The organism is Streptosporangium heterodermiicola (assembly GCF_051390675.1).
Taxonomy (GTDB): Bacteria; Actinomycetota; Actinomycetes; order Streptosporangiales; family Streptosporangiaceae; genus Streptosporangium.
In genome coordinates this window covers 253,339-277,182 of sequence record NZ_JBPJSR010000005.1, presented here as the reverse complement: position 1 = coordinate 277,182, position 23,844 = coordinate 253,339, and the positions used below count along the sequence as shown (strand labels likewise).

General features: G+C 68.7%; 21 protein-coding genes. 16 read left to right on the top strand and 5 right to left on the bottom strand.

Annotation, left to right across the window (positions count from 1 at the left end; translation table 11 throughout):
- Positions 1-2 precede the first annotated feature (2 nt).
- From ACSC1Q_RS13580 to ACSC1Q_RS13525, 12 genes are all read left to right on the top strand, one after another.
- A complete protein-coding gene (locus ACSC1Q_RS13580; RefSeq protein WP_436759042.1) occupies positions 3-1,061 on the top strand; it encodes a GNAT family N-acetyltransferase in 1,059 nt (352 codons plus the stop codon).
- Positions 1,062-1,216: 155 nt separating this feature from the next.
- Entirely contained in the window at positions 1,217-2,050 is an 834-nt protein-coding gene (locus tag ACSC1Q_RS13575) for a glycosyltransferase family 2 protein (RefSeq protein ID WP_350968213.1), read from the top strand.
- Between the two features lie 2 nt (positions 2,051-2,052).
- A complete protein-coding gene (locus tag ACSC1Q_RS13570; RefSeq protein WP_436759041.1) occupies positions 2,053-3,009 on the top strand; it encodes a glycosyltransferase family 2 protein in 957 nt (318 codons plus the stop codon).
- A complete protein-coding gene (locus ACSC1Q_RS13565) occupies positions 3,006-3,809 on the top strand; it encodes a polysaccharide deacetylase family protein (RefSeq protein ID WP_436759040.1) in 804 nt (267 codons plus the stop codon). Before ACSC1Q_RS13570 ends, ACSC1Q_RS13565 begins: the two co-directional genes overlap by 4 nt.
- A 288-nt stretch (positions 3,810-4,097) precedes the next feature.
- On the top strand, positions 4,098-7,526 hold the full coding sequence (locus ACSC1Q_RS13560) for a hypothetical protein (protein ID WP_436759039.1): 3,429 nt from the start codon (positions 4,098-4,100) through the stop codon (positions 7,524-7,526).
- Between the two features lie 223 nt (positions 7,527-7,749).
- A complete protein-coding gene (locus tag ACSC1Q_RS13555) occupies positions 7,750-8,973 on the top strand; it encodes a DUF418 domain-containing protein (RefSeq protein WP_436759038.1) in 1,224 nt (407 codons plus the stop codon).
- A gap of 580 nt (positions 8,974-9,553) precedes the next feature.
- The gene (locus ACSC1Q_RS13550; RefSeq protein ID WP_436759037.1) at positions 9,554-10,789 is read left to right on the top strand and encodes a helix-turn-helix domain-containing protein; all 1,236 of its coding nucleotides are present in this window, start codon (positions 9,554-9,556) and stop codon (positions 10,787-10,789) included.
- 95 nt (positions 10,790-10,884) lie between these two features.
- On the top strand, positions 10,885-11,100 hold the full coding sequence (locus ACSC1Q_RS13545) for a hypothetical protein (protein ID WP_436759036.1): 216 nt from the start codon (positions 10,885-10,887) through the stop codon (positions 11,098-11,100).
- A 927-nt stretch (positions 11,101-12,027) separates the two neighbouring features.
- On the top strand, positions 12,028-13,041 hold the full coding sequence (locus ACSC1Q_RS13540) for a thymidylate synthase (RefSeq protein WP_436759035.1): 1,014 nt from the start codon (positions 12,028-12,030) through the stop codon (positions 13,039-13,041).
- Positions 13,008-13,547, top strand: a complete 540-nt coding sequence (locus tag ACSC1Q_RS13535; RefSeq protein ID WP_436759034.1) for a nucleoside-diphosphate kinase — start codon at positions 13,008-13,010, stop codon at positions 13,545-13,547. The genes ACSC1Q_RS13540 and ACSC1Q_RS13535 overlap by 34 nt, the downstream gene beginning before the upstream one ends.
- Entirely contained in the window at positions 13,544-14,800 is a 1,257-nt protein-coding gene (locus ACSC1Q_RS13530) for a hypothetical protein (protein ID WP_436759033.1), read from the top strand. The genes ACSC1Q_RS13535 and ACSC1Q_RS13530 overlap by 4 nt, the downstream gene beginning before the upstream one ends.
- Before the next feature lie 20 nt (positions 14,801-14,820).
- The gene (locus tag ACSC1Q_RS13525; RefSeq protein ID WP_436759032.1) at positions 14,821-15,447 is read left to right on the top strand and encodes a 3'-5' exonuclease; all 627 of its coding nucleotides are present in this window, start codon (positions 14,821-14,823) and stop codon (positions 15,445-15,447) included.
- 64 nt (positions 15,448-15,511) lie between these two features.
- Here ACSC1Q_RS13525 and ACSC1Q_RS13520 read toward each other — a convergent pair whose 3' ends face one another.
- Both ACSC1Q_RS13520 and ACSC1Q_RS13515 read right to left on the bottom strand, forming a co-directional pair.
- Positions 15,512-15,748: a hypothetical protein gene (locus tag ACSC1Q_RS13520; RefSeq protein WP_436759031.1), complete on the bottom strand. Its 237-nt coding sequence runs from the start codon at positions 15,746-15,748 to the stop codon at positions 15,512-15,514.
- A complete protein-coding gene (locus ACSC1Q_RS13515; protein WP_436759030.1) occupies positions 15,745-16,176 on the bottom strand; it encodes an ATP-binding protein in 432 nt (143 codons plus the stop codon). The genes ACSC1Q_RS13520 and ACSC1Q_RS13515 overlap by 4 nt, the downstream gene beginning before the upstream one ends.
- A gap of 379 nt (positions 16,177-16,555) precedes the next feature.
- On the opposite strand from ACSC1Q_RS13515, the gene ACSC1Q_RS13510 reads away from it, so the two are divergent.
- Together ACSC1Q_RS13510 and ACSC1Q_RS13505 are read left to right on the top strand one after the other, a co-directional pair.
- Positions 16,556-17,407, top strand: coding sequence for a helix-turn-helix domain-containing protein (locus tag ACSC1Q_RS13510; RefSeq protein ID WP_436759029.1), 852 nt, complete (start codon positions 16,556-16,558; stop codon positions 17,405-17,407).
- A gap of 11 nt (positions 17,408-17,418) precedes the next feature.
- Positions 17,419-17,622, top strand: coding sequence for a DUF397 domain-containing protein (locus tag ACSC1Q_RS13505; protein ID WP_436759028.1), 204 nt, complete (start codon positions 17,419-17,421; stop codon positions 17,620-17,622).
- Between the two features lie 9 nt (positions 17,623-17,631).
- Here ACSC1Q_RS13505 and ACSC1Q_RS13500 read toward each other — a convergent pair whose 3' ends face one another.
- Positions 17,632-18,945: a GH39 family glycosyl hydrolase gene (locus tag ACSC1Q_RS13500; protein ID WP_436759027.1), complete on the bottom strand. Its 1,314-nt coding sequence runs from the start codon at positions 18,943-18,945 to the stop codon at positions 17,632-17,634.
- Between the two features lie 281 nt (positions 18,946-19,226).
- Positions 19,227-20,252 (bottom strand): phosphotransferase family protein, encoded by a 1,026-nt coding sequence (locus ACSC1Q_RS13495; protein WP_436759026.1) that lies wholly within the window; start codon positions 20,250-20,252, stop codon positions 19,227-19,229.
- Between the two features lie 221 nt (positions 20,253-20,473).
- Here ACSC1Q_RS13495 and ACSC1Q_RS13490 point away from each other — a divergent pair, with 221 nt between their 5' ends.
- A complete protein-coding gene (locus ACSC1Q_RS13490; RefSeq protein WP_436759025.1) occupies positions 20,474-21,556 on the top strand; it encodes a GNAT family N-acetyltransferase in 1,083 nt (360 codons plus the stop codon).
- Positions 21,557-21,717: 161 nt separating this feature from the next.
- Here the strand turns inward: ACSC1Q_RS13490 and pdxR are convergent, their stop codons facing one another.
- On the bottom strand, positions 21,718-23,091 hold the full coding sequence (pdxR, locus tag ACSC1Q_RS13485; protein WP_436759024.1) for a MocR-like pyridoxine biosynthesis transcription factor PdxR: 1,374 nt from the start codon (positions 23,089-23,091) through the stop codon (positions 21,718-21,720).
- 67 nt (positions 23,092-23,158) lie between these two features.
- On the opposite strand from pdxR, the gene ACSC1Q_RS13480 reads away from it, so the two are divergent.
- Positions 23,159-23,803 carry a pyridoxamine 5'-phosphate oxidase family protein gene (locus ACSC1Q_RS13480; RefSeq protein ID WP_436759023.1) on the top strand — a complete coding sequence of 215 codons (645 nt, stop codon included), beginning with the start codon at positions 23,159-23,161 and terminating at the stop codon, positions 23,801-23,803.
- Positions 23,804-23,844 lie beyond the last annotated feature (41 nt).

Sequence of the window (23,844 nt, the reverse complement as noted above, 5' to 3'; positions counted from 1 at the left end):
AGGTGGCGGATCCGTCGCTGGACAACCCCTTCCTCTCCGTGGAGTTCACACTCGCCATGGGGCGGCTGCGTGACTACGTCCGTGTCGCGGTCATCCAGGACGGCGGCAAGATCGTGGGGTTCTTCCCCTACGAGCGCCACAGCTTCGGGATCGGCAAGCCCCTCGGCGGTTTCCTGACCACCTGCCACGGGCTGATCTCGGTCCCCGGCCTCAAGCTGGACGTCCGGACCCTGCTGCGCGCATGCAGGCTCTCCGTCTTCGACTTCGACCACCTGGTCCCCGGCCAGCCGACGTTCGCGGAGTACGAGTCGGACGTGCGCCCGGCCCCGGTGATGGACCTCAGCGTGGGCTTCGAGACCTACATCGAGCAGGTGAAGGCCAACTCGCCGAAGAACCTCAAGACGGTCCGCTACAAGGAGCGCAAGCTCGGCCGCGAGCAGGGCGAGATCCGCTTCGAGTGGTACTCCGCCGACCCGGCCACGCTGCGCACGCTCACCAACTGGAAGTCCGACCAGTACCGCAGGACCGGCCGGGTCGACCGCTTCGCCCAGCCGTGGATCGTCCAGTTGCTCGACGAGATGCACGCGGCGAGGTCCGAGAGCTTCGCGGGCGTCCTGACCATGGTCTACGCCGGAGACAGGCCCGTCGCCGGTCACTTCGGCCTCCGGACGGCGACGACCCTGGTGGGCTGGTTCCCGGCCTACGACACCGAGTTCGCGCGTTACTCCCCCGGCATCATGCACCACCTGCACATGGCCGAGCACGCCGCCGGCTCCGGGCTGCGGCAGGTCGACATGGGCAAGGGCGGACGCGAGTACAAGAGCTGGTTGAAGAGCGGTGACCTCTTCGTCGCGGAAGGACGCGTGTCGCGTCCCTCCCCGGCCGCCGCCGTCCACTGGATCGGCCGCACCCCAGTCAACAAGGCACGAACGATCGTCACGGATCGCCCGAATTTGTACAGGCTTGCTGACCGTGTACTGAAGGGTTTCGGCCGTATGCGCTCCCCCGCGCAGAACCAATCAGGCACTCCGGTCGTCAAGGAACCATGGGGAGTGGGCTAGCCCGCTTCCGGTCATCAACACACCACCCGCCAGGACCCTCGCATGCATCCCTCATCGCATTCGCCGTTTCCGCCGGTCGCCCCGGTCGGCCATGGCCCCGGGTCCGTCCGCCAGTCGCCTCTGACGACCGACCGCCCGGAAGGACATCCGTCACAATGAGTCCCGAGATCACCAAGCACTACAACAACAGGAAGCCGCCGCTGAGGGCGGTGCCACCCATCGAGCGGTTCACCCCGATCACCCCCAACATGGCGATCTCCCCCACCGTCAGCGTCGTCGTCCCCGCCATGAACGAGGCGGAGAACCTTCCGCACGTCTTCGCGACGCTGCCGCAGTGGATCGACGAGATCGTCCTGGTCGACGGCAACTCGAAGGACGACACCGTGGCCGTGGCCAGGAGGCTGCGTCCCAACGTCCGCGTGGTGCACCAGACGGGCAAGGGCAAGGGCGACGCGCTGTCGGCGGGCTTCGCCGCCTGCACCGGCGACATCATCGTGATGATCGACGCCGACGGCTCCACCGACGGCCGCGAGATCATCCAGTTCGTGGGCGCGCTGGTCACCGGGGCCGACTTCGTCAAGGGCTCGCGCTACGCGTCCGGCGGCGGCAGCGACGACCTGACCTTCATCCGCAAGTTCGGCAACAAGTCGCTGACCGCGCTGGTCAACAGGATGTACGGCACCAGCTACAGCGACCTCTGCTACGGCTACAACGCCTTCTGGGCCCGCCACCTGGACGTCCTCAACCTCGACTGCGACGGCTTCGAGATCGAGACCCTGATGAACGTCCGCGCCGCCAAGGCCGGTCTCAAGGTCCACGAGGTCCCCAGCCACGAGCGCTGCCGCATCCACGGCGAGAGCAACCTGCACGCCGTCCGCGACGGCATCCGGGTGCTGAAGACCATCATCCGCGAGTGGCGGAGCAACCCGGCTCCCGTCGTCCACGAGCCGGCCGCCGCCACCCCGGCCGCCGATCAGGGTGCCGCGTAGCCATGAGAAGCAGCGTCGTCATCTGCGTCTACACCGAGGACCGCTGGGATGACATCCGGGCGGCCGTCGAGTCGGTCGAGAACCAGACGCACGAGCCGCACGAGATCATCCTGGTCGTCGACTACAACCCGGATCTCCACCTGAGGCTCAAGAAGGAGTATCCCGGCGCGATCGTGGTGGAGAACGCTCAGGAGAAGGGGCTGTCCGGTGGCAAGAACACCGGTGCGGCGACCGCCTCCGGCGACATCGTGGCGTATCTGGACGACGACGCCGTCGCGGAGCCTGGCTGGCTGGAAGCGCTGGAGGAGGGCTTCCAGGACCCGACCATCGTGGGGGTGGGCGGGCTGACCAGGCCGCTGTGGGGCACCGCGACCGGGCGACGGCCCGGCTGGTATCCCCACGAGTTCGACTGGACCATCGGGTGCAGCTATCTCGGCATGCCCACCAAGCGGGCCCGGATCCGCAACGTCATGGGCGGCAACGCGGCCTTCCGCAGGGACGCCATCGGCGGTGTCGGCGGGTTCCACACCGGCATCGGGCGCAGCGTGCAGGGACGCAAGCCCCGCCCGCTGGGCTGTGAGGAGACCGAGTTCTGCATCCGGCTCTCGCAGCGGATGCCGGGCTCGGGGATGCTGTTCGAACCGGCCGCGGTGATCGGCCACAAGGTGCCGCCCGTACGCGCGACGTTCGCCTACTTCCGCTCGCGCTGTTTCGCCGAGGGCCTGTCCAAGGCGCTGGTCGCCCAGAGCGTGGGAGCCGGCGACGGACTGTCGAGCGAGCGGGCCCACGCGCTGAAGGCGCTGCCGCTGGGCGCGCTGCGCGGGGTCGGCGAGGCGCTGCGGGGCGACGGGTCCGGCCTCGGCAGGGCAGGCGCGATCGTCGTCGGCCTCGCCTGGACGACCTGGGGTTACGTCGTCGGCTCCGTTCGACTGAAGCTGAAGCGGGTGCGTTCCTCATGATCCGCGTACCGATCCTGATGTACCACTCGGTCTCCGACCGGCCCAACGCCGAGACGAAACCGCTGGCGGTACGGCCCTCGGCCTTCGCCGAGCAGCTGGCCTACCTGAAGGAGAAGGGCTTCACGCCGCTGACGGTGGCCGACCTGGTCGCCTCGCTGCACAACAACAACGGCCGCTCCATCCCGGAGCGGCCGGTCGTGGTCACCTTCGACGACGGGTACGCCGACTTCCACAGCGAGGCGCTGCCCCTGCTCGAACGGTACGACTTCCCCGCGACGGTCTTCCTGACCAGCGGATGGGTCCGCGACGCGGGCAAGGACGCGGCGGGCAGGCCCCTCGACACGATGCTGTCGTGGAGCCAGGCCCGCGAGGCCGCCTCGTGCGGCATGGAGATCGGCGGGCACAGCCACAGCCATCCCCAGCTCGACCAGCTGCCCGACGACGAGCTCCGCCAGGAGCTGCGGCGCAACAAGGCCCTGCTGGAGGACAAGATCGGCGCCCTGGTCTCGACGATGGCCTACCCGTACGGCTACTCCAGCGTGCGCGTGCGGCGCGAGGTGCGGAAGGCCGGATACTGGGCCGCCTGCGCGGTGAACAACGCCATCGCCGCCGACCGGCACGACGTGCTCGCGCTGCCGCGCCTGACCGTCGCCGAGAGCACGTCGATGAGGATGTTCAGCCGGGCGGTCGAGGGCAACCAGGTCCCGCTGATCTACATGCGGGAGCGAATGCTGACGAAGGGTTACGCCGTCGTCAGGCGCACGAGATACGGTCTGCGCAAGGTACGCGGCCAGGCCTGAACGGCCGGGTGCGCCCCGGGTGACGCGCGATCCGCGGGACGGGTCGCGCACCGGTGGCCGGCCCGGTGTGATCTGCGGTCCTCCGCGGTCCTCGCTCCGTCCGGTGCCCCCTCCCCCGGGAGCGGAGGCGCCGGGAGAGGGTCCGCCAGGCCCTGACACGGCCGCGACACCGCTTCCCAACGATCTACGCGAAGCGCCCGGACATGACGGATCCCCGCGGTGACTCGTCACACCCTGGTCCGCGTAGCCGCCATGATGTTAGACGTGAGGCAACGGGCAGGTAATGACGTGACGACGACGGGGGCGGCGGAGGCCGCCGAGGTCGGGGAGATCGATCCCACCCACCCCGCGCCTTCGGACGGAACCCGGGCCGGGTCCGACGGCGAGCCCACCGGCACGGCGCCCTCCGAAGCGCCTGGCGACGAGGCTCCCGGCGAGCCCCCGGCCGACGAGACCGCCGACGGCGAGGCTCCGCACGGCGAGACGTCCGGCGGCGAGACGTCCGGCGGGAGTCCGCGCGACGGAAGTCCGTACGACAGGAGTCCGTACGACGAGGCTCTCGGTGGCGAGACGTCCGACGGTGAGACGTCCGGTAGCCCCGCGTCCGATGGCGAGGAGGCTTCGGGGGACGACCTCCGCGACCCCCGCGACGGCGACGCGGCGGACGACGACACGCCACCGGACTCCACGGACGCTTCGGACGCTTCGGACGCTTCGGACGACGTGAACTCCACGTACGACGGGGACGCTCCGGGCTATGCGGACACTTCGGACGACACGGACGACACGGACGACACGGACGACACGAACGACACGAACGACACGCCGGGCTACGCGGACGCTTCATATGACGCGGATGACGAGGACGCCCCGGGTGACGCGGACGCTTCGTACGGCGCGGACGACGCGCCGGATGACGGCGTCCGTGGCGACGACCCCGAGGTCACCGCCATCATCAGGCTCCCCCTCCGCCCGGTCTCCCCGCCCTCGTCCGGCGCTCCCGAGACCGGGAGGGCCGGGGCCCCGCCCGCGCCCGCCGGGAACGCGAACGAGGACGAGGACGAGGACGAGGACGACAGGGCCGAGACCACGGCGGAGATGCGCCTGCCGGGCCGGTCCGCGCCACTCCTCAAGCCCCCCTCCCCCCCTCGAAAGCCCGTAGAACCCGCAGAACCCGCAGAACCCTCGGAACTTTCGGAACCCCCGGCGTCCTCGGCGTCCTCGGGATCTCCGGCGCCCCCGCAGGCCGCGGAACCTCCGGACCCCTCTTCGCCCGCCGACCCCTGGAAGGCCTCCGGGCTTTCCGGCGGGGAGCCGTGGGAAAGGGCCACCGGGGCGCCCAGGCAGCCCCTGGAGGACTCGAAGCCCCTTCCCGAGGTCACAGAAGCCCCAGCGGCCCACCAGGCCCCACAGGGCACACAGAGGAGTTCGGGAACCGGCTCCGGAGCGGGCACGGAAGCCAGGGGAGCCAGGGGAGCCGGGAAGGCGATCCCGGCGACCAGCGCCATGCCTCCGTTCGCGGCCTCCCCCGTCGAGGCCCCGGCCGGCAAGCCCGCCACCCCCGCCGCCAAGCCCTCACGCCTGCAGGCCGTGCTGCGGTCGGCCACGGTGTGGCTGCCGCCGGTCCTCACCATCGAGGGCCTGATCATGTACGTGCTGGCCCTGCGCGTGGCGCCGGGCCCGCTGCGGGGCGTCGACCTGAACGACATCGACGGCGTCGGCCTGATCTCGGCCATGCCGCCGACCGCGTTCGCCGCGATCCTGCTGATGGTCGTCGCGTTCTTCGTCACGATCGGCCAGAACACCGACCGCAAGTTCCTGCTGCTCTTCCAGATCGCGGCGATCACCTTCGCCCTGCACGGGGCGGCCGCCCTGATCGAGGACGAGGCCCGGTTCCACACGGCCTACGTCCACGCGGGCTTCGTGGAGTACATCAACCGTACCGGTGAGTCGTCGGCCCTCCTCGACGCCCGCCTGGCGTGGCCGGGGTTCTTCGCACTGGTGGGGTTCGTCACGAAGGCCGCCGGGGTCACCGACCTGACGACGATCATGCGGTGGACGCCGCTGCTGTCGAACCTGCTGTACCTCCTGCCGTTCGTGCTGATCCTGCGGCAGGTCGTCGCCACCACCCGGGCCCGCTGGTTCGCCGCGCTGCTGTTCGTCATCGTGCAGTGGATCGGCCAGGACTACTTCTCCTCCCAGGGGTTCACGTACGCGATCTACCTGGCCTTCGTGGCGATCGTGCTGCGCTGGTTCGGCAAGGTGGAGCCCCGCGAGAAACCGGTGCCCGCCAAGGGCTTCGTCCGGCGGCTGCTGGCCCGCCTGGACGGGCTGACACCGGGCGAGCTGCCGCACTCCACCGGCGTCTACGACCGGACCATCATGCTGATCGTGCTGATCGGCCTGTTCGCGACCGCGACCGCCTCGCACCAGATCACGCCGTTCATGATGCTCGGCGCGCTGACCGGCCTGATCCTGCTGCGGCGCTCCTCGCTCAGCTGGGGGCTGCCCTTCTTCCTGGGCCTGATGGTGCTGGCGTGGATCAGCTACCAGACGGTCGCCTTCTGGAGCGGGCACATCGACCAGCTCTTCGGCGGCCTGGGCCGGATCCTGGAGAACCTCCAGAGCAACACCGGCGACCGGATCGACGGCAGCGACCCCAAGCACGCGCTCGTCCTCATGGCCCGCCTGGGCATCTGCGGTGTCATCCTGACGCTGGCCGCCGCCGGCCTGTTCCGCCGCCTGCGGCGCGGCGTCGGCGACCGCGCGGCCCTGCTGCTGCTGTGCGTCCCGGTGCTCGCCCTCGGCCTGCAGAACTACGGCGGCGAGATCGGCCTGCGCATCTACCTGTTCGCGCTGCCCGGCGCCTGCATCCTGGCCGCGTACGCCTTCTTCCCGAACCTCCCGGCGGGCACCGAGGACGCGCCGGAGGAGACGGTGCCGATCCGCAGGCGCAACATCCGGTTCAACCCGGAGCTGACGCGGCGGATCTCGCTGCTGCTCGCCGCCGGGTGCGCGATGGTGCTGGCGATGGTCTTCCTCGTCGCCCGATACGGCAACGAGCAGTTCGAGCGGGTCTCCGCCAGCGAGGTCGCGGCGATGCACTACGTCTACGACCACGACAAGCCGAGCGCCCGCGTCCTCTACCTGGTCCCGCTGCTCGGTGAGGAGGTCACCCCGAGCATCCCGTGGGGCGAACGCGACTTCGACAAGATCTCCTACCAGCAGGTGCTGGTGGACAAGAACCCGGCCCAGCTCTCCTCCGTGATCGACAAGCTCCGGGTGTCGCCGCCCAACACCTATCTGGTGGCCACCCGGGGACAGGCCGGATACCTGCAGCTCAACCACGGCTTCCCGACGGACTGGGCACCGAGGTTCCGCGCCGCGCTCGACGCCAACAAGGAGCTCAAACGGGTCTTCAACGGTGAGGACGCCGCCGTCTACACGCTCAGGACCTTCCCCGAGGGGGCCGAGATCCCCGAGCCGGGGGTGCCGCTCGGCGGCAGCGACCCGACCTCTCCGTGGACGCCGATCGGCCTGGGCGCGCTGGGGGTGACGTGGATCGCGCTGTTCGGCTACGAGGTGGTCCTCCTGCGCGGCCGCGATAAGACGGCCAGGACGAGGAGGACGAGGAGACGCGTCCTGTTCGTCGCGGTGCCCGCGTTCGTGCTGGCCGTGGCGGTGATCGTGGAGAGGTTCATCGTCATCGGGTCCTGACCACGGCGAAGGACTCGTCGGGTCCTGACCTCGATGAGGAGCTCGTCGAGGTCAGGACCTCGGTGAAAGACCCATCCGGCCCTGACCTCGGCGGAGAACCCGTCAGGTCCCGGCCTCGGTAAAGGACGAGGACAAAGTCCCCCGGCGGACGATCGGCGCGCGCCATACTGAGCACCGTTCGCCGGGGGGCGTACGTCTCGGAAGCTGCTCGAAGGACGGTTGGATGCTCGCAGGGGAACCCCGTGGCCGGGCGGGGGCCTCCACCGAGGTCACAGGGCTGCGGATCGCGGCGGTCGACGCGCTGCGCGGTTTCGCGCTGTTCGGCATCGTGGTGGTCAACATCACCTATCTCGCCTCGGGATACCGGATGGCGGGGCTGGCGGCGCCGTCGTTCTCCGCGCCGCTCGACTGGGAGGTGCGCTGGGTCGTCTCGGTGCTCTTCGAGAACAAGTTCTATCTGCTGTTCGCCTTCCTGTTCGGCTACAGCTTCACCCTCCAGATCGACTCGGCCCGCAGGTCGGCGGCGGCGTTCGTCCCCCGGTTCCTGCGCCGCCTGGGCGGGCTGTTCCTGCTCGGCATGGCCCACGCGATCCTGCTGTTTCCCGGGGACATCCTGGCGACGTACGCGATCGTGGGGCTGGTCCTGCTGGCGGTGCGGCGGATCACCCCGCGCACCGCGATGATCGCCGCGCTCGCGCTGACGGTGGCGCTGGCCGTGGGGGTGCTGCTGCTGGCCGCGCTGGCGGCGCTGGGCACCGACGCCTCCGAGGCCGTGTCGGAGAGCGCGGCGCAGGCCGCCGTGTCGGACCGGGCCCTGCACGGCTCCGCGTCCATGATCATCAACGAGCACCTGCACAAGCTCGCCAAGATCTTCGTGTTGCGGGTCTTCTTCCAGGGGCCCACGGTGCTCGCCGCCTGCCTGGTCGGGCTCGCCCTGGGCAAGCTGCGGCTGCTGACCGACCTGTCCGGGCACACGGCCACGCTGCGGCGGCTGCAGTGGGCGGGGTTCACCGCCGGGGTCGCCGGGGCGCTGGTCTACGCGCACTCGACCTGGTCGGGGGGCGGGCACGCGTACCACATGGTCGGCCAGGCGGTGAACCTGGTGACCGCGCCGCTGCTGGCCGCGGCCTACGCCGTCACCCTGCTGCGGCTGCTGCCCGCGGCGCCCCGGCTGGCCGGGGCTCTCGCGGCGCCCGGCAGGCTGGCGCTGACGAACTATCTGGGCCAGTCGCTGATCAGCTCACTGATCTTCACCGGCTACGGGCTGAGCCTGGTCGACCGGCTCAGCCCGTTCCACGTGGTCTCGATCGGCGTCGGCATCTTCGCGGTACAGGCCGTCTGGAGCGGATGGTGGCTGCGCCGCCACCGCTACGGGCCGGTGGAGTGGCTGCTGCGCTGGTTCACCAACCGCCGCAGGCCCGCCCGCTCCACGGGCGCCACCCAGTAGGACCTCGTCAATTCAAGATTATTTGGCGTCGCTCTCGGGTGACTCCGGCTGAGTTAGCCGAGGCTTCGCAGGCTAGGCGCTCATCTCGTTTACGCAGCGGGAGCAACGCTTCAGCGATGGGCCGTACCTGGGTGGGCTGGCCGGACGGCCGGCGCGACCTCAGATCCGGACCTGCTCGGCCACCAGCGCTGCGAGGTCCTCGCCGGTAGGTCCGTGGCCGATGACGCCGACCTCGTAGAGTTTTCCACCGTCGCCGGCCGGATCCTGCTCATCGCGGGACTGCCCCGTCGCTTCCGCTGCTCGGCGCGTAGCTCCTTGGCGTGCCCACGCTCAGCTTTGGCGTCGTGGCGCTGCCGCTTGTCGAGCAGTGCATGGTCGCACAGTTACTCGCGGGCGATATGCGCTCACCCTGCTTTATGGCCGCCCGTTTCTTGAATCCAATTAGACCCAATTCGCTATCTCTTGGCCGAGCCGCCGCCGCATGCTGCTGCTTCCCTGCATAACTTACGACTGATCCCGGACAAAAATAGGCCTTGTACGTCTACCCTGAGGATGTCTAGCCTTCGGGAGGTACAGGGCCATGTCCGACGCTACCATGAACGCTGATCTGGGCCATAAGATTCGCACTCTTCGGATGAGCCGCGAATTCACCCAGGAGGATCTGGCCCATGCCAGCGGCCTTAGTCTCGCAGTGATTCGAAAAATCGAACAGGGCGGCACCGCCCGCATGGAGACCTATCACTCCATCGCGGTCGCCTTGGGCGTGGTTACCGTGACATTCGCGCAACCTGGCCCCCCAAAGCCGATGCTCGACGGATCCAATGAAATGGTTCTGGCCCCCATCCGCGCCGCGATCGCCCCGGCGATGGATCTGGCCGGTCAGCCGATGTACGGGAGTGCGGACTCCGACGAAATCTCTCTTCCCCGGCTCGAAGTCGCTGTATCCGCACTTGGGGCCATCTACCACAGCAATCGATACGACGACTTGGCCACGCTTCTGCCGTCGCTCATTCTCTCCGCACAGCACCACGTCACCCGACTGGACGGAGACCCCACCCAGCCGACCGCACTGCGGCTCCGTTCCGACGCCTCCAACCTCGCGGCGCGCTACCTCATCCAGGTACGCGCCCACGATCTGGCCCTGATCGCCATCCAGAGCGCTCAGCGCGATGCCTTGGCCATCGGTGACATGCAGCTCGCCGGAGCCGCCATCAGCGTTCAGGCGTGGGCGATGATGCGGCAAGGACGTTTCCGTGAGGTCATGGACCTATGCCTGCACGCGGCCGACATGATCGAACCCGGTATGCGCCGAGCCACCCCGGAAGAATTGGAAGCATGGGGATGGCTCCTGGCACGGGCCTCCGCTGCCGCTATGCGCAACAACCAGCCGGTCGAGGCGGAGGAATACGCCAGCCTGGCGGGCATGGCCGGAGCCCGGATGGGGCGCGAACACAAGCGAAGCGCCGGCCGGTCCTTCGGCCCGCTGACAGCGGCTCTCATCAAGACGGAAAACGCGATGATCGAGGGCGAGCACCGCAAGGTGGTCGCCTTGCATGAGGCCCTGCCGAAAGGAGTCGGCAAGACGGACTCCAGCACATGGAACCGGGCACTGCTGGACGCGGCCCGCACGAACGCCCGGATCGGCGATGTGTCTCGCGCAACCGAGATCATGACCAGATTGAGAAAGGAGGCGCCAGAGTGGCTACGCTATCAGCGGCTCGGGCGGGACGCGACGAGGGAACTCGTCAGCACAGCGAAAAGGAAGCTGAACGCCGACCAGAAGGCCCTTGTCGATTTCTTCAGCATGGCCGACTGAGGTACCACGCTACGTAGTACTTCATTGCGGAACGCCGACGAACTACGGCGCTCCGTGGCTGTACCGAGCCGACCTCCATCCGTACTTTGGGCTTCGTGGATGACGAGCGCACCACCCTGATGTTCGGACCCAGCGCAGCGGAGATTCTGCAGGCCGAATTCCCCGAATATCTCATTTGGCGGGACTTCACGACAGAAGGCGGCCATAGCGATTGGTGTGCCCGACACACCAATGCCATAAATGCGGAAAAAGTACTCCGTCATTCCGCCCCCGAAGGGTTACGGAAATTACTGGAGGCTCAAAATGGCTAACACCACTGCATGCGCCCCTGGGGCCGCCGCGCATACACCGGAAACGGAGCTCGAAGGACGTAGCGACGCGACGGCGGAGAGACATAACAGGGTGTTGGCCGTCGTGCGGCAACTACTGAAAACGCAGGAAGTCCCCGCCGTCGCCATCCACACGATCGCACTGAAGCTGGGCCAGGACGGCCCGCAGTGGCCGCCGGGACAGCGAACGCCGCGCCCCCGAGCTTGTCGCACACAACCGCGAGGGTTGGGAGGCGGCGACCGTGACCATGGGACCGTGCTCTGACTGCTACTTGGTTTCCCTGCCTGCGCCGGAGGTCACGGCCCAGCTGGTGAGTGGCAGCGATCCTCGGGCGGTAGTGGACTTGATCCTCACAGCGCTCCCGAAAGAGTCGGCGTGACGTCGGGATCCCGAAGTTCGACATGACGAAGAACACTGGCGGCACTATCGAGGCGCGGTGCAAGAGCAGCCCCGGAACATACTGCTGATGTGACCGGATCGACGTTCCGAGCCCTTGAGCTGGGGGTGTCAGGCCGTGAGGGTGAGATGGTCGATCTGGCCCCCGAGAACTCTCACTGGGACCTCACCAGCGCGCCACCAACCTGCTGGGCCTGAACGGAGGCACTCGACACCTGCCCCCAGCTGCATATTTCCTCGGCTGTCTGCACCGTCGCCCGCGTTGAACCTGCCGCCGTGCCGGCCGACATGTTCGAGCCTGCTCCAAACCGGCGAGCCATCCCCACGGGCGAGCGCAACGTCGAAATCAGCCTGGGCAACGAGGAGCTGACCCCTACGCGCCGACCACTCAGCTGATCGTCCAGGTTCACGGCCTCCGACCGCCTGACTGGCCTACCGCAGCACCACCGACATTCTGCGCAGGGAAGCCCCGTCATGACCATGTTCGAAATGCCCCCAGAGAGGTGACGTCCGTGCTCGACATCGCGACTTTCCCCGCCTTCCACGAGGCGTACATCGCTGTGCTGGACGCGACCACCAACCGTCCGGATCACACCATCGCCGCCCGGGGCAACACCTCTGTCGAACTCCTGAACGTGTCCTACCGGATCACCGACCCTCGGGACCGGTTGCCCTTCCTCACCCGCCGACCGGTGAACATCGCCTACAACCTCGCCGAGGCCCTGTGGTACCTGTCCGGCCGATGCGACCTCGACATGATCGGCCACTACGCGCCCGGCATGGCGAACTACAGCGCGGACGGCCAGACCCTGACCGGTACCGCCTACGGCCGCGCCCTGTTCGCCAGAGGCCAGGACGGTCACCCCCAGTGGGACCGGGTTCTGGACCTGCTGCGCAGAGACCCCGACAGCAAACGCGCCGTACTGGGGTTCTTCCGCCCGGACGAGCTGGCCGACCAGGCCAATCCGGACGTGTCCTGCACGATCGCCGCCCAGTTCCTGCTCCGCGAGAACCGGCTGCACCTGACGTCCTACATGCGTGGTAACGACGCTTACATGGGGATGGTGTCCGACGTCTTCGCCTTCACCTTCTTGCAGGAGTTCGCCGCTGCCCTGCTGGGTGTGCAGGCCGGCCACTACACCCACCATGTCGGGTCGATGCACGTCAACGAACCCGACTACAAGACGGTGCGTCGCCTCCTGGCCGAGGCTCAGCAGGATGGCTACCAGCGGCCGGTGTTCGTCTCTCCGACGATGCCCACCGACTCCTCCTGGAGTGAGGTGCGTGCGGTGCTGGAGCAGGAGGAGGCGCTGCGGACCAACACCGTCCAGCACACTCCAGCCAGCATCAAGAAGACGGGACTGCCGCCTTACTGGCAGCAGGTCCTGCTGATTTTCGAGGCTCACCGACAGATCAAGCACACCGATCAGCCAGTCGCCCCCGACCTTCTCGACGCCCTGGACCCGGGTTACCAATGGCTGGTCACCCGCCGGTGGCGCAACCGCACCACGGCGAGCACACCGTGACGCCCGCGGGCGGGTGGGGCCGATGGACCGTGATCCTGTGCAAGCCCGACGCGACCCGCCGCGACCTTGTCGAGCCGATCCTGACATGGATCGGCCGCGAGGTGAAGGTCACCGCCACCCTCCAAGTGAGGGTCACCGAGCAGCAGATCCTCACCCACTACGCCGACATGGTCGAAATCAGCGGCCGGTTCCCGTTCGACGTCGTCGCCGAGCTGCGTCGTAACTACGTCGGCGCCACCGTGACGGTCGCGCTCGGCCGAGGCAACACCGACGACACCCCGCAGCGGGTGCGGGCCCTGCTCGGCCACTACGACCCCGCCCAGGCCGCCCCGGACACGATCCGCGGCCGCCACGGCACTGACTCCACCGCCAAGGCCGCCGCCGAGGGGAGGTTCATCGACAACCTGGTCCACACCAGCGACGACGCCCCCGGCGCCGCCCGGGAGTTCGCGGTGTGGTTCGGGCCCCACCACCAACACCTTCTTCGCCCACAGGAGCGACGATGACCGCAGAGCCCGTGTTCATCACCTCGACCATCGGCCCCAAGACGCTTCGCGTCATGCCTGCACAGCAGCAGGACGGCCTCGACCCGTACATGGCTCAGATCATCACCAACCGCAAGTCCGGCCTGTCGCTGAACCACATCATCGGATGCCCCCTGGACTGCGGGTACTGCGTTCGCCACTTCTGGGGCAACTTCGAAGTGAAGATCCCCCAGCTCCTCGTCACGACCCCCGAGGCGGTGGAGATGCTCGTCGGGAACGAGGCGTTCCGGCCGCACACCACGCCGTTGCAACTGTTCAACAAGGCGACCGACCCGATGCTGCCCGGGGTGAAGCCGCACACGTTCGCCGTACTGGAGGAGTTGGACCGGCGCGGTTACACCAACCTGGTTCTCATCATCACTCGCTTCCACATCACCGCCGCCGACATGGACGTCCTGGAGTCACTCAGGAACGTGCGGGTGACGCTGCTGTTCACCTACTCCGGGATCCGAGACGCCCGGGTCGAGCCGATCGCGAAGACGACCACGACGGTGGACTCCATCATCACCGCGGCCCGCCTGCGTCGGCGGACGAAGGTCATCTTGTACTGGCGGCCGATCGTGCCCGGCTGGAACGACGACGCCGACACCATGGCCGGTGTGCTGGACGTCGGCCGGCACGTGGACGCGGTCGTGTTCACCGGCTACTACCACAAGGAGGAGAACGCCACCTACCTGCGTGAGCTAGGGGTGGAGGTGCCCTACGAAGACGACTTCCAGCGGCGCAAGGTCCTGCCCGGCGAACTGGACGCGAAGGTCATGCAGGCGTGGCGCACCTCGGGTATCACCACCCCGCTGTTCCGGAAGACGTCGTGTGGCGTCACCTACGGGTGGCAGGTCGCCGACTACAACGGGCACCTGGGCGTGCCGGAGATCTGCGATATCTGCCCCGAGGAGCAGGTACGGCGGTGCAGGGCGGCGTTGAAGGCACCGACCGAGGAGGAGTTCCGGGCCGCGCTGGAATCCTTCGGCTACGACATCGACGCGCCGTTCCTCGTCGAGGACGGCCACGTCCTCACCCATGCTCTGGGTGAGCAGCGCCGCTACGCCCTTCAGCACGAGCTGGGCTACCAGGTGTGGGAGGTCGCTCACCCGCATGTCCACGCCGCTCATGGGCGCGCTCTGCAAGGGTATGAGTTGAGCCCTGACGAGCAGCGGCAGCTCGACGAGGCACGAGACCGGCTTGCCGCAGCGGCCCGCTACGACGACGACTGACCCACCAGGAGAGACGCACCATGCACAACCAGCCATGGACTGCTGCGCACCTGGTCGCCTTCGACCTGGAGGGCACCGGCAGCCAGGACCGCGAAGACGAAGCGATCTTGGAAGTCGGGGCGGTTCCGCTGCCTGGTGGGCGCCCGGACATACAGGGCGCCTACGACTCGATCGTGAACCCGGGGCGGCGCATCCCGCGCCGCCCCTGGTCCCCGCCCGGTCTCACAAACGATGTCCTCGCCGCCGCCCCTCTGCTGGAACACATAACTCCAGAGCTGACGGCCCGCCTGGATGGCGCGTACATCGTCGGCCACAACGTGCACGTGGACTGGCGGCTGCTGTCGTTGCGCTGCCCCGGCATCCGCCCGGCCGGGCTGATCGACACACTGAAGCTCGCCAGGCGCGTTCATGAGGGCAAGCAGCCGCGGAGCCTCACCGCGCTCCTTGAGAGCTACCAGCTCACCAACGAGGTGACCCAGCTCGTCGGCGGGCAACCACACCGCGCCCTGTGGGACGCGACCGGCGCCGGCCTCCTGCTCGGCAAACTCCTCGGTGATCTGCCTGGCGGTGGCACTCTCACCGTCGTCGGGCTTCGAGACATCGCGGGCTTACCGCTCGGCGGCGAACAGCCCCTGCCACTGTTTTGATCTCGTACGGAAAGGCCCCGGGCGACTTCGGGCCGGTGGCAGGCCCGGCGCGGTGACGTCGTGGTCAGCTCGGGGACGGCTCGTGGCCGCCCGGCGGGCAGGACGGGTTGCACAGTACGTCGACCCAGACGTCGGCGACCGGCGCGGTGATCCGCTCGACGGCCTCGGCCGGGATCGTGTCGTCCACGAGGTCGGCCCAGATCGTGCGTACGGCCACGGCCAGCGTGACGATACAGGTGCCGCATCGCACGCAGACGCGCACGTCGCCGGGCATGTCCAGGACGGACAGCGGGCCGCTCACAAGGATCCCGGCTCCACGCAGACGAACCAGACGGTCTTGCCCTGCGGCGCGGACTCGACGCCCCAGCGGTCCGCGTACGCGGCGACGATCGCCAGCCCGCGCCCGTGTTCCGAATCCGGACCGGCCGGGAGCGGGGCAGACCACACCGCACTGTGGTCGGTGACCTCACCGCACACGATCCTCCCGTGCCGGTGCAGCGAGAGGGTGATCGGCGCCTGCCCGTGCACGACCGCGTTGCTCACCAGCTCGGACACGACCATGGTCACGTTCTCCGTCATGGTGGAGATGCCCCAGCCGACGAGGACTTCTCGCGCCAGGCGACGCACGACGCCGACCGCTTCGGGATCGGCGGGCAGATCCCAGTACGCCTCACGGGTGTTCTTGTCGTCTTTTACAAGGGATGGAGGAATGAAGCTAGGGTTCTTCATAGGTCAGAAGGCTCCGAGTTCTGATCCAGTCCTCGGGCTGGTGGTTGCGTCACCATGCCCGAGGACGCCAACGCTCGTGTCGTCACTGCTACTTGCCGACTAATCGTCAGGTGGGTGTAAGCATGTCAAATAGCGACATATGTAGCGAAATAAAAGATTTTCCGCTTGTTCCGGCCGCTCGCCTATCAAATAAACCGGCCTAGAACCCCTCCGACGGCCTGTCGCGTCAACCCTTGGTGCCATAACGCCCACTCTCCGTTACCGGAAAGGCTAGCCTCATGATGACCTCGAATACCTCAGAACGGCAATACCTAAAATCAAGAAAGCCCAATAGGCGCTATGTACCAATTGCCATAAAAAGCAGAGGAGAAGATGAAACGTGGCATACAGCCCAACAGTTAGGCGGAGGCGTCTTTCCAATGCCTTGCGGCAGTTCCGCGAATCCGCCGGCCTCGACTCCAAGGAGGCCGCACGACGGCTTGGGTGGCAACCCAGCAAAGTGACCCGGATAGAACGGGACGAGTGGCGACGCCCGACCATCAACGACGTCATGGACCTGCTCGACGTCTACGGCGTGACGGACGAGGCCAGACGGCAGGCCATCATCACCCTGGCACGAGAGAGCCGTCGACGTGGATGGTGGGAGGAGGAGTTCAAGGACATCCTGGGTGGGGCACTCGTCGGCCTGGAATGGGAGGCCACGGAGATCCAGACCTTCGAGGCGACGTTAATTCCCGGCCTGCTTCAAACCGCCGACTACGCCATGGCGGTTTTCAAGGGCGGCCAGGTGATGGGAACCGGCGACAACGAACGTCTGACCGAGGCACGCCTGGCTCGTCAACGGATCCTGGATCGCGAGGACCCACCGACCTTCTGGGCGGTGATCGACGAGGCCGCACTCCGCAAGCAGGTCGGCGGCACCGCCGTCATGCGCGACCAACTCCACAATCTCTGCCGGGTAGCCGAACGCGGGAACGTCGGCATCCAGATACTCCCGGACGCGATCGGTGCGCACACTTCCATGACCGGCGGGTTCACGATCCTCGACTACCAGACCTCCGAGGATCCGAGCATCATCTATGTGGAGGTCGGCGCAGCCGGTGATCTCTTTCTGGAGAAGCCCGAGGATGTGGCCCATTACCGGAAAAGCTACGGCCACCTCCGCGCGTCCGCGCTGAGCGCGGACGCGTCAGTGACGTACATTGAAAATCTGGCCAAAAGCCTTAGATGAGGGAGAAAGTCATGGACCATACCCAGCCCGATCTCACGTGGCGCAAGGCCTCCCTCAGTTCGGCAGAGGGGCAGAACTGTGTCGAGGTCGCGGCGCTCCCCGGCGAAGGACAGGCCGTACGGGACTCCAAGAACTCCGGCGGCCCCGTCCTGAGATTCACTCCGGGTCAATGGAACAGCTTCATCAGAGGTGTCAAGGACGGCGAGTTCGACTAGACGTCGCCGCTAGGCTCCGGCGCGCTCGCTCCATCTGACCTCGTACGGCTTCAGCTGGAACTCCTTGCCGTCGACGACGGTGGTGGCGTCCGCGGCGGTGGTGTTGACCATCACGAGCTGGCGCTCCTGGGCCAGGACCCGCACCTGCGTGTTGGAGGAGGTCACCGGCTCCAGCGCGATCCCGAGCGGGAACCACTTGGTGAAGCCGCTCATGATGCCCGCCATGGGCATCTCGACGCCGGTGGTCGGGTGCCACAGGCAGCCGGGGCAGGCCTGGTCGTCGCCGGTGGACTTGCGCTGGGGGTTCCAGAAGAGCGAGGTGGTGACGCCGCTGGTGGCGAACTCCATCATCGCGGCCGTGTGGACGGCGATGCGGCGGTCCTCCTCCCAGTCGCTGTTGATGGGCTCGACGTACCACTCGGCCCACCAGACCGGCAGGTCGCCGCTCTTCTCCCTGAGCCACCTGGTGAGGGCGCCGAACTTGCCCAGCGCGGTGAACTCGTCGGGGAAGGCCCCGGCCTCCTTGGTGACCGAGGCGCCGTCGACGACGATGAAGTCGGCGCCCTTCTTGTTCTCGATCCAGTACTTGACCGCCTCCAGGTCGCGCTGGACGATGCTCCCCCACGGTCCCTGGATCTCCGCCCCCTGCTCCGGGGTGCTGGTGCTGCCGACCGACACGTAGGGGCCGCCGACCTTGATGTCCTTGTCGACCGCCTTCAGCGCGTCGTAGACCTTGTTGTAGAACTCGGTGTAGCCCTCGATGTCCCAGCGGTTCTGGGGGGTGTTCCAGAAACCCTTCAGCTCGTTCCACACCATGAAGTGCTTGACGGTGGGATAGCGCCTGGCGACGGTCGCGGCGAGCCTGGCGTAGTCGTCGAAGTGCTCGGGCCTCGGCGCGGTCTCCAGCTGCGTCCAGTCGGTCCTGCCCGAGCTGCCGCCCTTCATCCAGTCGGGCGAGCAGCACAGCGTGATGATCGGGATCGACTGGGAGCCGGACATGAACCTGATCCGGCGGTCGAGGTCGCGGAAGTCGTTCTTGCCCGGCGCCGGCTCGGGGTTGCCCGCGCCCCAGCCCATGATGTGCTGGTTCTGCAGCATCGGGACCCGGCTGAGCATGTGGGAGGCGGCCTCGGTGACCTCGCCGCCCTCGTTGTCGGCGCTGAACTCCGTGTGGGTGATGCCCCAGCGCGGCCACTCGTGGACGGCGGGGGGCGCGGCCAGCACGGGTGCCGCCTCCGTCGGGGCCATCGTCATGGTTTGTCCGCGCGGAACGTCCGGCTTGGCGGCATATGCGATGATGCCGACCACGAGTGCAGCCGTCACGACCAACGCTCCCAGCGCGACCGGCCAGGCCGGGCGCCGTCGCTGGTGCCGTCCGTTAGTCGGTATCACCGAATCCTCGATCCTCGCAGGTCAACGTATGTAGCGTTCCACAGCGGCGTCGGACGTGACGGTGCCCTGGCATGCTTCACAGGCAAGCGTTACCGGCCGCGTCGCAAGCGTATCCGCGGCGGCTTGCATGACGCTTGAAACTTCTACGGACTTCCCGCCCAGGACCCGGTCCCGGACCCGGCACCCGGCCGGCCCAGGGACCACGGGACGGTTCAGTCTCCCAGGACCCGTAGCGCCCGGTCGACGAGCGTGGGGACGGCGGCGCCGATGTGCTCGAAGCCCTCGCCGACGGTCTTGCCCTGCGTGAACCTGGCGTGGATGCCCTCCACGATGACGGCGAGCTTGTAGTTGCCGAAGGCCACGTAGAAGTCCAGGTCGGACAGGTCGGCGCCGGAGACCTTGGCGTAGTGGGCGGCGAACTCGCGGGCGGTGAGGAAGCCGGGGGCCACGGTGACGCCCGCCGCGACCGGGACCGAGGCGCGCTCCTCGTCGCCGGGGTCCTGCCAGTAGGTGAGGGTGAGGCCGAGGTCGGCCAGGGGGTCGCCGAGCGTGGACATCTCCCAGTCGACGACGGCGAGGATGTCGGGGTCCGGGGAGAGCCGCACGAGTGTGTTGTCGAGCCGGTAGTCGCCGTGGACCAGCGTCGAGGCGGAGCGCGCGGGCAGCCGCTCGCGCAGGCGGGCCACCAGGCGGTCGTACGCGGGCAGCTCGGCGGTCTTCGACCGCTCCCACTGCTGTCCCCAGCGCTCCAGCTGGCGGGCCATGTATCCCTCGGGACGCCCGAAGTCCCCCAGCCCCACCTCCCGGTAGTCGATCGCGTGGATCGCGGCGAGCACCTCGGCCAGCCGCTCCGACAGCCGCCGGGTCTGGGCGGGGGTGAGCTCCAGGGCGTCCTCCTGGGTCCGCACGGCCGCGCCGTCCACGTGTCCCATGAGGTAGAAGGGCGCCCCGATCACGTCCTGGTCGTCGCAGAAGGCGACCGGCTCGGGCACCGGGACCGAGGTCGGCGCGAGCGCCGAGATCACCCGCCACTCGCGCCGCATGTCGTGGGCGGTCGGCAGCACGTGCCCCAGCGGGGGCCGGCGCAGCACCAGCCGGCGCCCGGGGGTCTCGACGACGTAGGTCAGGTTGGATCTGCCGCCCGCGATCAGGGAGACCCCGGTAGGCTCACCGGCGCCGGGGACATTGGCCGCGATCCATTCGACAAGGCGCGGCCGGTCGATGCCAGGGGTGCTCATAGCCACCCATTAGAACGTCACTCTGGTCAGCGGCGCCAGCCGGGGTCGTCCAACGAGATCCCCGATGAGATTCCGAATGAGATCCCGAAACGTTGCGAGAGGCACCGCCCGCCCCTGGTTCCGTCCTTTATCGTTACATTACGTCCCTACCAGCATGCTTGAGCTTTACGGCATTCTTCACAGGATGACGTAGGGGACCCCGCACATCCCAGTAGGAGCTCATGCGCGTCTCAATTGTTCAGCCCCGTGACCTCGGCCCGGCCGACATCGACCGATGGAGGAGCCTCCAGGGCGCCGACCCCGCCTTCGACAGCCCGTTCCTGTCGCCGGAGTTCACCGTCACCGTCGGAGCGCTCCAGGAACGCGTCCGGGTGGCGGTGCTGCACGACGGGGCGGACGTGGTCGGGTTCTTCCCGTTCGAGCGCCACCCGATGGGAATCGGGATGCCCGTCGCCGCGGGCCTGACCGACGCGCAGGGGCTGGTCCACGCCAAGGACGTGGAGATCGACGCGCAACGGCTGATCAGGGAGTGCGGCCTGGCCGTCTACGAGTTCGACCACCTGATCTCCGGGCAGCCGCTGCTCCAGCCGGGGCACAGCAGGCATCCCTCGCCGATCATCGATCTGCGCGACGGCCACGAGTCGTACATCGAGACGATCAAGGTCACCTCCGGCAAGACCTACCGCTCGACCGCGTACAAGAGCCGCAAGCTCCAGCGCGACGTCGGGCCGCTCCGGCACGACTACGCCACCACCGACCTGGCGCCGCTGCGCACGCTGCTCGGCTGGAAGACCGAGCAGTACCGCCGCACCGGCCGCACCGACCGGTTCGCCCGGCCGTGGATCGTGGAGCTGGTCGAGCGGTTCCTCGCCACCGACACCGAGCACTTCGGCGGGGTCCTCGACATGCTGTACGCGGACGGGAAGCCGGTCGCCGGGCACTTCGGGCTGCGCACCGGCACCACCCTCGCGGGCTGGTTCCCCGCCTACGACACCGCCTTCGCGAAATACTCCCCCGGCCTGATCCACCACCTGGCCATGGCCGAGAAGGCCGCCGAGGCCGGGATCCAGGTCATCGACATGGGCCGCGGCGAGAAGGAGTACAAGGAGAAGCTCAAGAACGGCGAGTACGAGGTCGCGGAGGGCCGGATCGCCCGGCTGAGCCCCGGCGCCGGGGTCCACTGGATGCTGCGCGTGCCGGTGCGCAAGGCGCGTGGCACGGTCCTGGCCAGCCCGCTGCTGCGCACCACCGCCGACCGCGCCCTCAAGACGTACGGCCGCCTGCGGACGTCCATGCAGGCCTGAACCGGCTCGCCGCCGCGGCGTGGGAACGGTCCTTCCCCGCCGCGACGGCCCCGGTGACCGCACGTCCCACTCGTGGCGAACCCGGTGACCGCCTGTCCCACTCCCGGCGGCCCCGGTGACCGCACGTCCCGCCGTCTCGCCGTGCCGGCCCCGGTGACCGGTCAGCCGATCAGTTCGGCGACCACCGAGACACCCCGCCCGACGTCGGCCCTCGACGCGGAGCCGTAGCCGATCACCAGGCCGTGCCGCAGCCTCGGCCCGTAGTAGTGGCGGGCCATCGAGTCGAGCAGCACGCCCCTGGCGCGGGCCGCCTCCACCAGGGGCTCGACCGCGTCCTCGGGCAGCTCCACCATGACGTGCAGGCCCGCGGTGTCGCCCATGACCCGGGAGCCGAGGAGGTCGACGATCACGGCGCGGCGGCGCGCGTACTCCAGGCGCGTCCGGCGCAGGTGCCGGTCCAGGTCCCCGTTCTCCAGGAGCACCGCCACCGCCTGCTGGGCCGGGCCGCTCGTACGGTCGGCGAGGGCGTCCCTCGTCACGGCGAGGGCCTCGACGAAGCCCGGGCGGGCGACCAGCCAGCCGACGCCGACGTCCGGTGTCAGTGCCTTGCTCAGGCTGCCCAGCAGCACCACCCGGCCGGGATCGAGGCCGTGCAGGGCGGGCAGCGGGGCGACGTCGTAGCGGAACTCGGCGTCGTAGTCGTCCTCCACGACGATCGCGCCGGTGCGACGGGCCCAGGCGAGGAGGCGTTCCCTGCGCGGGATGGGCAGCCGCCCGCCGAGGGGGTACTGGTGGGCGGGAGTGGTGTACAGGACGCGCAGGTCGCAGGGGAGGCCGTCGACGACGACGCCGTCCTCGTCGACCGGGCAGGGCACGAGCTCGGCGCCCCGCCCGGCGAGGACGTTCCTGGCGACGCGGTAGCCGGGCTCCTCGACGCCCGCCCGGTCGCCCGGCCGCAGGAGGGTCGCGGCGACCAGGTCGAGCCCGTTTGCGGTGCCCCGGGTGACCATGATGTTCTCCGGCCCGACGGGGATCGCCCTGGTCCTGCGGAGGTGCTCGGCCAGCGCGGCACGCAGCCTCGGCAGGCCCCGGGGGTCGGGATCGCTCGCCGGCGGCAGGTCGGCCGCCCCCCGCCAGGCCCTGCGCCAGGCCGCCCTGTCGTAGTCGTGGACCCACGGCCGCCCGGGACGCAGGTCGATCACCCCGCGCCCGTTCTCCCTGACCGGCGTGGGAGGTACGAGCAGCGGCGCGGGAACGGGAATCCCGGTGGGAACCGCCATGTCGGCCACGTAGGTGCCCGAGCCGTGCCGCCCTTCGAGCCAGCCCTCCGCGTACAGCTGCTGGTAGGCCTCCGTGACGACGGTGCGGCTGACCGCGAGCTGGCGGGCGAGGGCCCGGGTGGAGGGCAGGCGTTCCCCCGAGGAGAGGGCGCCGCCGCGCATGGCGTCCCTGAGCCGGTCGCCGAGCTGGACGGCGAGCGCCGTACCGGTCTCGCGGTCCACCGATACGGGCAGGTCGACGGACGGACGCGGCAAAGTGGTCTCCTGTAAGCACGTGAAAGTGGACGTGTTCCCGATATCCACTTCTCCCTAGGTTAATACCATGCTCTCCACGACTCCCCGCACCACCCTCAACCGCGCGAAGGACAGGGGCCGGGCCTCCCGCGAGGACCTGTACGCGGTGCTGGACGCCGGGCTGGTCTGCCACCTGGGCGTCCTGGCCGGCGGCTCCCCCATGGTGATCCCCACCGGGTACGGCAGGATCGGCGACACCCTCTATCTGCACGGCTCCACCGGCGCGACCTCCCTGCGCGCCGCGGACGAGGTCTGCGTCACGGTGACCCACGTGGACGGCGTCGTGCTGGCCCGCTCGTCCTTCCACCACTCGCTCAACTACCGTTCCGCCATGGTCTACGGCCGTCCCCGCCGGGTGGAGGACGACGAGGAGCGCCTGGCCGGGCTGCGGGCGATCACCGAACAGCTCGCCCCCGGCCAGTGGGACGCCACCCGCGAGCCCACCCGCAGGGAGCTCGCCGCGACCACGGTGCTCGCCCTCTCCCTGGCCGAGGCGTCGGTGAAGGTGCGCCAGGGCCCGCCGGTCGACGACGAGGAGGACTACGACCGGCCGATCTGGGCCGGGGTCCTGCCGCTCCACCAGGTCTGGGGCACCCCGGAGCCCGATCCCGCGCTGACCTGGGACCTGGCCGTGCCCGAGCACATCGCGTCGCGAACCATGCCCGTTCGGTAGGCCTTTCCGGCCAACCCGTTCCACGTACCGCGCGTCTCCAT

Coding starts and splice junctions, on each gene's coding strand:
- ACSC1Q_RS13575 (WP_350968213.1), top strand. CDS start 1,217: ATGAGTCCCGAGATCACCAAGCACTACAACAACAGGAAGCCGCCGCTG.
- ACSC1Q_RS13570 (WP_436759041.1), top strand. CDS start 2,053: ATGAGAAGCAGCGTCGTCATCTGCGTCTACACCGAGGACCGCTGGGAT.
- ACSC1Q_RS13565 (WP_436759040.1), top strand. CDS start 3,006: ATGATCCGCGTACCGATCCTGATGTACCACTCGGTCTCCGACCGGCCC.
- ACSC1Q_RS13555 (WP_436759038.1), top strand. CDS start 7,750: ATGCTCGCAGGGGAACCCCGTGGCCGGGCGGGGGCCTCCACCGAGGTC.
- ACSC1Q_RS13550 (WP_436759037.1), top strand. CDS start 9,554: ATGTCCGACGCTACCATGAACGCTGATCTGGGCCATAAGATTCGCACT.
- ACSC1Q_RS13530 (WP_436759033.1), top strand. CDS start 13,544: ATGACCGCAGAGCCCGTGTTCATCACCTCGACCATCGGCCCCAAGACG.
- ACSC1Q_RS13525 (WP_436759032.1), top strand. CDS start 14,821: ATGCACAACCAGCCATGGACTGCTGCGCACCTGGTCGCCTTCGACCTG.
- ACSC1Q_RS13515 (WP_436759030.1), bottom strand. CDS start 16,176: ATGAAGAACCCTAGCTTCATTCCTCCATCCCTTGTAAAAGACGACAAG.
- ACSC1Q_RS13505 (WP_436759028.1), top strand. CDS start 17,419: ATGGACCATACCCAGCCCGATCTCACGTGGCGCAAGGCCTCCCTCAGT.
- ACSC1Q_RS13495 (WP_436759026.1), bottom strand. CDS start 20,252: ATGAGCACCCCTGGCATCGACCGGCCGCGCCTTGTCGAATGGATCGCG.
- ACSC1Q_RS13490 (WP_436759025.1), top strand. CDS start 20,474: ATGCGCGTCTCAATTGTTCAGCCCCGTGACCTCGGCCCGGCCGACATC.
- ACSC1Q_RS13480 (WP_436759023.1), top strand. CDS start 23,159: ATGCTCTCCACGACTCCCCGCACCACCCTCAACCGCGCGAAGGACAGG.